Genomic DNA, 8,266 nt, shown 5'->3' with positions numbered 1-8,266 from the left:
GACAAATGAGTTTGTGCCTCTATAATGAGAGACTAAACAATTTGTCTCTCAAATTTATCAAAAAACGAGAGACAAATAAGTGTGGTGCAAAAATGGTAATTTATGATTCAGCAGATGCAGTTAAATATCATTATGGAAAGTTTCCACCTCAGAACTTTCAATATACTGAGCCTCTTATTCAAATTTTGATGAGAGCAACCAATGCAATTGCTCGCTACGATCAAATGCTGAAAAATATGCATAATAGTGAAATTCTGCTCGCACCACTTAGAAACCAAGAAGCTGTTATTTCTTCTAGAATGGAAGGGACGATCAGTACAATGGATGAAATTCTAAGATATGAAGCTGACCATGATGAATTAGAAACAGGACAAGCTCGCTCAGATGTAATTGAAACAATACTCTATCAACGCACACTTAAAATGGTGCAACAAGCATTATTGGAGGGTGCTCCACTGTCTAGTGCTTTGATTAGACAAGCACATCAAGGACTTTTATCTTTTGGTCGAGGTGCACGTAAGTCTCCAGGTGAATATAAAACTGAACAGAACTATTTGGCAGATCAAAATAGTAAGAAAATTCTATTTGTCCCTATTAGTCCCGAACAACTCCAAACAGGTATGGACACGCTGTTTGGTTACATTGACCGTGGAGAGCATAATGCATTGATTAAGATCGCATTAACTCATGTTGAATTTGAAGCATTACATCCATTTAAAGATGGTAATGGACGTATAGGGCGAATGTTAATTACGCTAATGCTATGGCAGTCAGGTTTAATCTCATCACCACATTTTTATATCAGCGGTTATATGGAGCAATATAAGGATGATTATATTGATAAAATGAGGAATGTCTCAATGCGTGATGCGTGGGAAGATTGGGTGATGTTTTTTTTAGAAGCCACATCTAACCAAGCCATCCAAAATTTGGAAGTTGCAGAAAATATTAGACAACTCTATGAAGAATTAAAGATCAAATTTGCAGAAATATTAAGCTCAAAATGGTCTGTACACGTATTAGATTTTATTTTCACTCATCCTGTTTTTCGTAATAATCGATTTACTCAAAAAAGTGGTATACCTTCAGCAACCGCACATAAATTTATTAAAATACTTGTGGAGCATGAAATATTGCTTGAAATTGACCCTGCATCAGGAAGTAAATCGGCAATGTATTCTTTTGAAGCATTAATGGAAAAAGTGCGAGTATAAAGCACCTAATCTATATTGTTCATACTATATTCTCCCCAACCCATCGCCCAGTTGCCATACACGCCGTCAGCAGATAGCCACCTGTCGGCGCATCCCAGTCGAGCATCTCACCGCAGGCATAAATCGCTCGGCAATTTTTTAGCTTTAAGTTTTCATCCAAAGCCTCTTGCTTGATACCACCCGCACAGCTAATCGCCTCTTCGATCGGACGGAAGCCTTCCACATTGATCACAAGTTGCTTGATGTGCTGTGCCATTTTGGCATGATCATTCCAATCAGATTTCGCCACCACATCACGTATCAGGGCAATTTTAGTTTTATCCAAACCGATGCGTTGCCATAGCGTATTTAAAGACAGCTTTTTGCCGTGTTGTAATTTTTCCAAAAGCTCGGATTGACTAAACGCAGGAAGCAAATCGAGATAAAGTTTTGCTGTTTTTAAGCTGTCGTCACTCGTGCTGAATTGTTCACGCAACGCACGATTACAACGATAAACCAAACCACCTTCCAGACCATAATGACTAATCACCATCTCACCAAACTGTGGCGTATCGCCTTCCACCCATGCACGAATGCGTTTTAACGGTTGTCCAAAATGCGCCTGCATAAAGTCTGACCAAGCCACACAGACACCGACATTACTGGCTTGGAACGGCTCAATCTGTGCATCTTCTAACCACGACTGCCAACGCCCATCGCTACCGAGCTGTGACCACGACACTGCACCACATGCCAACACGATAGCATCGACCTGTTCAGTACGAGTTTGATGAATTTTTAAATCACTATTCTGAAGGTCAATGACGGTAATTTCACCATCTTGAATATGACTAACTTGATGGCGATAATTAAAAGTTACCCCTTGATTTTGCAGTCGTTTTAACCATGCTCTAAGCAGTGGCGCTGCTTTCATTTCATTAGGGAAAATCCGCCCCGAACTGCCAATATACGACGCAATGCCTAAGCCCTGCATCCATGTCTGTATCTGTTCTGCATAGAACGCTTCAACCATCGGACGAAGCCACTCGGCATGATCATAACGATTAATAAAATCGCCAAGTGGCTCATTATGGCTAATGTTGAGCCCTGTCTTACCCGCCATGAGGAATTTACGTGCCGCCGATGGCTTTTGCTCGTAGATACTAATGTCAAAATCGCCACGCTCTGCCAACACTTCAGCACATGCTAGTCCCGCAGGCCCTGCACCAATGATGGCGACCTTACGCTTCATGAGTTTTCCCTAAGCGTGGTTGGATAGCATCGAATCGCGTTTGATAGCCTTGTGGTTTGGTGATGATGATTTGCTGACACAGTTCACCACGCTCTAAATACTTTATTTCAAAGTGCGTTCGTGCAGAGTCTTGTGGGATGGTTTGTACTTCAAAGGGTAATTTCCAGACTTGTTCTAACTGCTCAACCGCTTCCGCAATGTACTCTACAATATTACTCGCCAATGTGATCGTACCGCCCGCCTGCAAGCGTGACAGTAAATATTCAAAAAATGGCATATTCAACCAACGCTGTGTTGAGTTATGCGGTTCAGGATTTGGATAAAGCAGGAAAATTTGTTGCAACTGTGCAGGATACAGCGCATGCACCACCCACGGGATCGCATCAGCATGAACCGTTGTTAAGTTTTCTAATTCAGCTTCACGCTGTGACTTTTGCATCGCTTGATATTTTTCTGCTGTGCGTTCGATGGCGATCAATTGCAGATTTGGATGATTTGATGCAAACAAACAAGCATGTTTGCCTTTTCCTGCGCCGATTTCGAGGCAAACTGGATGGTTTTCCACCACTTGCTTTTCAATCGGTTGAAAATTGCGAGGCGCTTTTAAGTAGTGCGATTGAAATGGGCGAATATCAGGATAAGTCATGAACTACAAATACATTTGAATACGGTTTTAGGACTGCATCAGTCTAGCAAGTACGTTAAAATTTGTCTGTGCTTTCAAGCTTGCTCTTTTCATTTTTCTTTTAAATTTATCTGTGACAACAATGACTGACCACAATACTTCATCCTCTACAAATCCAAAATCTTTTCCTTGCCCTCGTTGTGGTGAAGCCAGTCAGTGGCAAGACAACCCTCATCGTCCGTTTTGCTCTGAGCGTTGCAAGATGGTAGATTTTTCTGCATGGGCGAATGAGGACTACAAGGTTGCATCAGAAGACAGCCCATCACGTGTCACGCCTGAACACGATCAAGACTAACAGCATATTTATTCAAAATTTGTCCAAGCCCAAAATGTTACAACGTATTAGTTTTGTCGCCAAATATTGTCAGTAAGTAACTATTTTTTGTATAGTCGTTTCTCATAAAAATGATCAGTTCTGTTTGGTTCCCATCCCAACCATCGTGTAGTCGTGTAAAAGCTATGGGGGATGATTCTACTCATTGATCAAGATTAAATTAGCATTATGCACAAGCCAAAATAATTAATGCTAATGAAATAAATACCTTACACAACGGCGTGTAAAAAGTTTCAAGGTTAGGGGTAAAACGATGCGTCAATTCTTATTCGCTATGGGGTTTGCGTTCTTGGCAATGTGTACATCACAGACATACGCAACGACTGTGACGAAACAAAGTCTTGCCAAGCAAGAAGTCATTGATACGCAAAAGTTAAAAACGATTTGGCAGGATTATCAAAAAAATATTCAGCAAATGAATCAGGAAATTCCAAGCCTACAAGCAGAACAAGATCAACAAAAACGCAATGCACGTGTCTACACCTTCAATCGCAACTTAGAGCAATCAAAAGCTTTATTAAAGCATTTGGTTTTATCCAATCAAACCGCAGTGAAGCTACGTCAAAGTATGACGAACCATGCAACCAAATATCAAAACGTGTTTAAACTTGCCACTTTGGACAAGACAACGTCTTCTCAGCGCAATACTTTTGAACGGCTCAATGCACAGACCGATGTCATCTATCAAAATATGCAAAAAACCGCTTCACAATTGCCAAATTAATATGTGAACCATGCTACTGAAATAAAGAGTTAGCCTGCTTTGCTCGATACGAATGGGTTAAATTGCTTTTCATGCCCAACTGTACTGGTTGGACCATGCCCACAGATAAACTGAGTGTTATCAGGTAGCGTATAGACTTGTGTTTTGATTGAGTCAATCAAAGTATCAAAGTCACCTTTTGGAAAATCAGTACGTCCGATCGAACCTTTAAAGATCACATCCCCAGTCCATAGAATATTCATCTCAGCGCAGTAAAACATCACATGACCTGGTGTATGCCCTGGTGCAAAGCGCACTTCAAAAGTATATTTCCCCAAAGTCAAGGTATCGCCACCCTCAAGCCACTGATCAACCACAACTTTTTCGGCAACAGGAAAGCCATACTGACGACAAATATCTTGTAGCGCATCAATCCAAAATTCATCTTCACGATGTGGTCCAATCACAGGTGCTTCATAGACTTTTGCCAATTCACCGACTGCGCCAATATGATCAACATGCCCATGGGTATTCCATAATGCTTTCACTGTGACACCGAGTGCTTCGACTGCTTGCTGAAGTTTTTCCGCTTCACCACCTGCGTCGATCAACACCGCTTCCAAACTCTCATCATCCCATACAATGCTACAGTTCTGCTGAAAAGGCGTCACAGGAATAATTTGGCAACGTAACATAAACAACCTCTGGTCAATCAATCGGTGATTTTTGGAAAACTTTAAACTATAAGCCTAAAACTTAGGATAGCAATTGCTCACGACTGGCATTCAACTGTGCCTGAATCAGCTTTGTAAATACGGCAATATGATCATCTCGAACATTTAAGGCAGGAATATAAGCATAGCTTTGCCCACCGCTCTCCATAAAGATATCACGATTTTCCACCTCAAGCTCTTCAAGGGTTTCCAAGCAATCTGCTGAGAATGCAGGACTCATCACTTGTACAGATTTCACACCTTGACTCGCCCATTCTTTTAACAGCTCGCTGGTATAAGGCTTGACCCACTCTTGCTTGCCAAAACGAGATTGAAAGCTAATCGCCCATTGATCATTTGATAATCCTAACTGCTCGGCCACCAACCGAGCAGTTTCTCGACAACGATCAGCATAGGGATCGCCTTTATCTGCATAAGGCTGTGGAATGCCATGAAAAGACATCAGTAATTTGTCTACTTGACCATGTTCGGTTTGAAAATCTCGCACACTCTGCGCAAGTGAATGAATATAATCAGGATGTTGATAATAGTCCCGAATCATTGATAACGCAGGTAAATTGCGTTGTTTTAATACCCACTGACTGAGCGCATCATAAAGTGGCGCACTTGAAGTTGCAGAATATTGTGGAAATAATGGCAAGAGAATCACTTGATCAGGCATATCATCGCTAAGTTGATTTAACACCTTATGAATACTGGGCTGACCATAAGTCATGGCTGGAATGACTTGCAGATTTAAATCAGGGTTTTGTGATAATAATGTTTGCTCAACCAATGCGACTTGTTCATTCAAAATTTTGCGCATAGGCGAGTCATCTTGCCAAATACTGGCATAGTTTTGTGCCACAGCTTTCGGTCGAAAAGGTAAAACAAAGAGATTGAGAATAATCTGCCACAGCAATTTGGGAATCTCGATTACCCGCTGATCAGAAAGAAACTGTTTAAGAAAGGCACGTACCGCTTGTGGCGTTGGTGCATCAGGTGTGCCGAGATTCGCCATAATAATCACGATGCGTGGCTGAGCTGATTTCATAGCTAGTTTCATAAGAGCATTTGCACAAAAAGTTTCAAACTATATTAATTCAATTGGCAGTAAATTTCAGCAGATAGACTTCCGCTAATTTCTATCATCGCAATAGAAAGAATAAATCAACACAAACGCTTACATCAAAATAGATACTGTCGAATAGCGCTGACGTCTTATTTTTCAACGCTGACGGCTCAACACACGCTCTGCATCAGGAGTTAAGCGCCAATAGACACGAGTACCCGACCCCATATCTGCCTGTGGAATAATCCAATTATTCCATTTCATTTGAAGTTTGAGCTGTTGCAAACTTCGAGTATCGACATGCGTTCTTGACACCGCATGTACACGTGGCATGACTTTGCGTGCTTCTTCCAGTGCAATACCTTCAAGATAGCTGTTCATCACTTTGATGAAGTTCATTTCTAGCGTCGGTTGCTTAAAGTGTGGCGCCAAGATTTTCAACGCCTCAACCCACGTAAGCTCTTTCTGCGGGGTGATGTCCTTGAGATTGCCATCTTGATAGGCTTGTGTACGGTAATGCAAATTAAAACTTTGTTGTTCATTTTGATCAGCTTTAGTAAATGATGCTTCCTGCCGTGTACGAATCAGATTTTGTTCTAGCTCCGCAACTTTTCCACGTAAGCGCACGATCTCGTTTTGCAATACATCATTTGATTTTGGTCTGATCCAGCCAAGCACTGGATATTCCGTTTTGGCTTTTTGGAAGACATTTCGTACATTACGTTCAAAATCAAGTAAGCTACTGTACTCTTGAAAATATTTACTTTCAGACTTTAATAAATCCACAAAGCCTTTGCGTTTTTTAATAATCTCAGGATCTTTATCCGTACTCGCTTTGGTGCTGATAAAGCTTAAAATTGGCTTTTGCTTATTGACTGCATACAGAAAGTCGAGATGCAAATAACTAATCCCTGAAGCGGATAACTCGCCATACTCATCACCCAATACAAAAACCACATAGTCACACTCATCCATTTGACGGCGTGCTTGCGCTGTATTGAGTGAGTTACGTGGTTCATTAAACTGCCACGGAAAAGCACCCAAGTTGAGCAATGTATATTCTAATTTTAAACGCTCCGCCTCGACACCTTGAAATGCCGTGGAGATAAATACATGATAACGCTTATCAGACATGAAAATTCCTTATCACCTAAACCGTTGTCATTTCTTCTATTTCATTATTACAATCAAATGAATTTTCTATGACTATATAGATGCACGATACCGCATCCAAACGGATTTAAGTCAATACACCATTTATGATTCTAAATCATTTTTAAAATCATTACCCCTAAAAAATTGCGACTTTAAGCACACTTTCTACAAACTGATGTATTTAATTTGTTTTTGCAACAATTTGCATTTTATTCTTAACCGCCTGTTAAGCATGCCTGAAATCTTAAAAATTAGAAAGATCACTTAGTCGGATAGTCACTTTATTTTGCAGTAGATGCGTGACCACAGCTTGCATTTGCTGTGCATTGTTACCAGTCAGCACGCACGGAATCTCAAAATGATCTAAAGGCATTTCTCGGGTGAGCTGATGTTTTTGTAGAATTCGACCACATTGCCGTGCCACTGCTTGCCCTGAATCGACCAAGACCAACCGATCGCCATACAGTCGCTCTATCGCAGGTTTTAAAAATGGATAATGGGTACAACCAAGCACCAAATGATCTGCGCCCGCATCCACCACAGGCTGCAAACATTGTTGCAGTGCAATCAAACATTCTGCATCTAAAGCCTTGCCCTGCTCAATCAATGGCACCAAATCTAAGCACGTTGTACTCATCACTTTGACTCCCGCAGGCAAGGCAAAATGCTGTACTACATCATGAATCAGCTTCCCTCGAAAAGTCGCAGGAGTAGCAAGTACCGCCACAACTTTGGTCTGTGACTGAATTACCGCAGGCTTAACTGCAGGGACTAAACCAATAATGGGAAACTGCTCGCCGTAATACTGGCGTAAATAATCTAAGCTAAATGCCGATGCAGTATTACAAGCAACAATCGCGGTTTTACAACCTTGTTGATAGAGCCAATCAATCGCTTGTGCGGTAAAGCGACGAATTTCCTCATCACTGCGTGCGCCATAAGGCACATGTGCTGTATCGGCGAAATAGAGAATTTGTTCATTCGGTAAATAGTGATGCACATCCATAGCCACAGACAAACCACCAATGCCTGAGTCAAAAATCCCAATGGGTGAGTTTCGATCTGCACCATTTGGCAATGCGACATCATGCTCAAGGGCTTGGCTTGATGCAGAGCTTAGGCTTGACTGTGAAGACGAATGAGCAGACATATAAGACTA

Annotated in this window: 9 protein-coding genes; 3 read left to right on the top strand and 6 right to left on the bottom strand. The window is 41.4% G+C overall.

Annotated features, from left to right (window positions below):
* The coding region (locus tag MKI79_RS01145; RefSeq protein ID WP_322111804.1) for a Fic family protein at positions 1-1,214 on the top strand (1,214 nt) is incomplete at its 5' end.
* Between the two features lie 19 nt (positions 1,215-1,233).
* On the opposite strand, the gene MKI79_RS01140 is transcribed toward MKI79_RS01145, so the two are convergent.
* Both MKI79_RS01140 and MKI79_RS01135 read right to left on the bottom strand, forming a co-directional pair.
* Positions 1,234-2,445 carry a TIGR03862 family flavoprotein gene (locus MKI79_RS01140; protein WP_241570230.1) on the bottom strand — a complete coding sequence of 404 codons (1,212 nt, stop codon included), beginning with the start codon at positions 2,443-2,445 and terminating at the stop codon, positions 1,234-1,236.
* Positions 2,435-3,091, bottom strand: a complete 657-nt coding sequence (locus MKI79_RS01135; RefSeq protein WP_241570229.1) for a DUF938 domain-containing protein — start codon at positions 3,089-3,091, stop codon at positions 2,435-2,437. The genes MKI79_RS01140 and MKI79_RS01135 overlap by 11 nt, the downstream gene beginning before the upstream one ends.
* A gap of 121 nt (positions 3,092-3,212) precedes the next feature.
* Here MKI79_RS01135 and MKI79_RS01130 point away from each other — a divergent pair, with 121 nt between their 5' ends.
* Both MKI79_RS01130 and MKI79_RS01125 read left to right on the top strand, forming a co-directional pair.
* Positions 3,213-3,425 (top strand): DNA gyrase inhibitor YacG, encoded by a 213-nt coding sequence (locus tag MKI79_RS01130; protein WP_241570228.1) that lies wholly within the window; start codon positions 3,213-3,215, stop codon positions 3,423-3,425.
* A 292-nt stretch (positions 3,426-3,717) separates the two neighbouring features.
* Complete coding sequence (locus MKI79_RS01125) at positions 3,718-4,188, top strand: hypothetical protein (protein ID WP_241570227.1); 471 nt, start codon at positions 3,718-3,720, stop codon at positions 4,186-4,188.
* Positions 4,189-4,217: 29 nt separating this feature from the next.
* Here the strand turns inward: MKI79_RS01125 and MKI79_RS01120 are convergent, their stop codons facing one another.
* From MKI79_RS01120 to murI, 4 genes are all read right to left on the bottom strand, one after another.
* Entirely contained in the window at positions 4,218-4,862 is a 645-nt protein-coding gene (locus MKI79_RS01120) for an MBL fold metallo-hydrolase (RefSeq protein WP_241570226.1), read from the bottom strand.
* Positions 4,863-4,923: 61 nt separating this feature from the next.
* Positions 4,924-5,934 (bottom strand): ferrochelatase, encoded by a 1,011-nt coding sequence (hemH, locus tag MKI79_RS01115; protein WP_241570225.1) that lies wholly within the window; start codon positions 5,932-5,934, stop codon positions 4,924-4,926.
* A gap of 174 nt (positions 5,935-6,108) precedes the next feature.
* A complete protein-coding gene (locus MKI79_RS01110; RefSeq protein WP_241570224.1) occupies positions 6,109-7,086 on the bottom strand; it encodes a DUF4062 domain-containing protein in 978 nt (325 codons plus the stop codon).
* Between the two features lie 265 nt (positions 7,087-7,351).
* A complete protein-coding gene (gene murI / locus MKI79_RS01105; RefSeq protein ID WP_241570223.1) occupies positions 7,352-8,257 on the bottom strand; it encodes a glutamate racemase in 906 nt (301 codons plus the stop codon).
* Positions 8,258-8,266: the final 9 nt, after the last annotated feature.

It is taken from the genome of Acinetobacter sedimenti (assembly GCF_022601685.1).
GTDB classification, from domain to species: domain Bacteria; phylum Pseudomonadota; class Gammaproteobacteria; order Pseudomonadales; family Moraxellaceae; genus Acinetobacter; species Acinetobacter sedimenti.
This window is presented reverse-complemented; position numbering and strand designations above follow the sequence as displayed.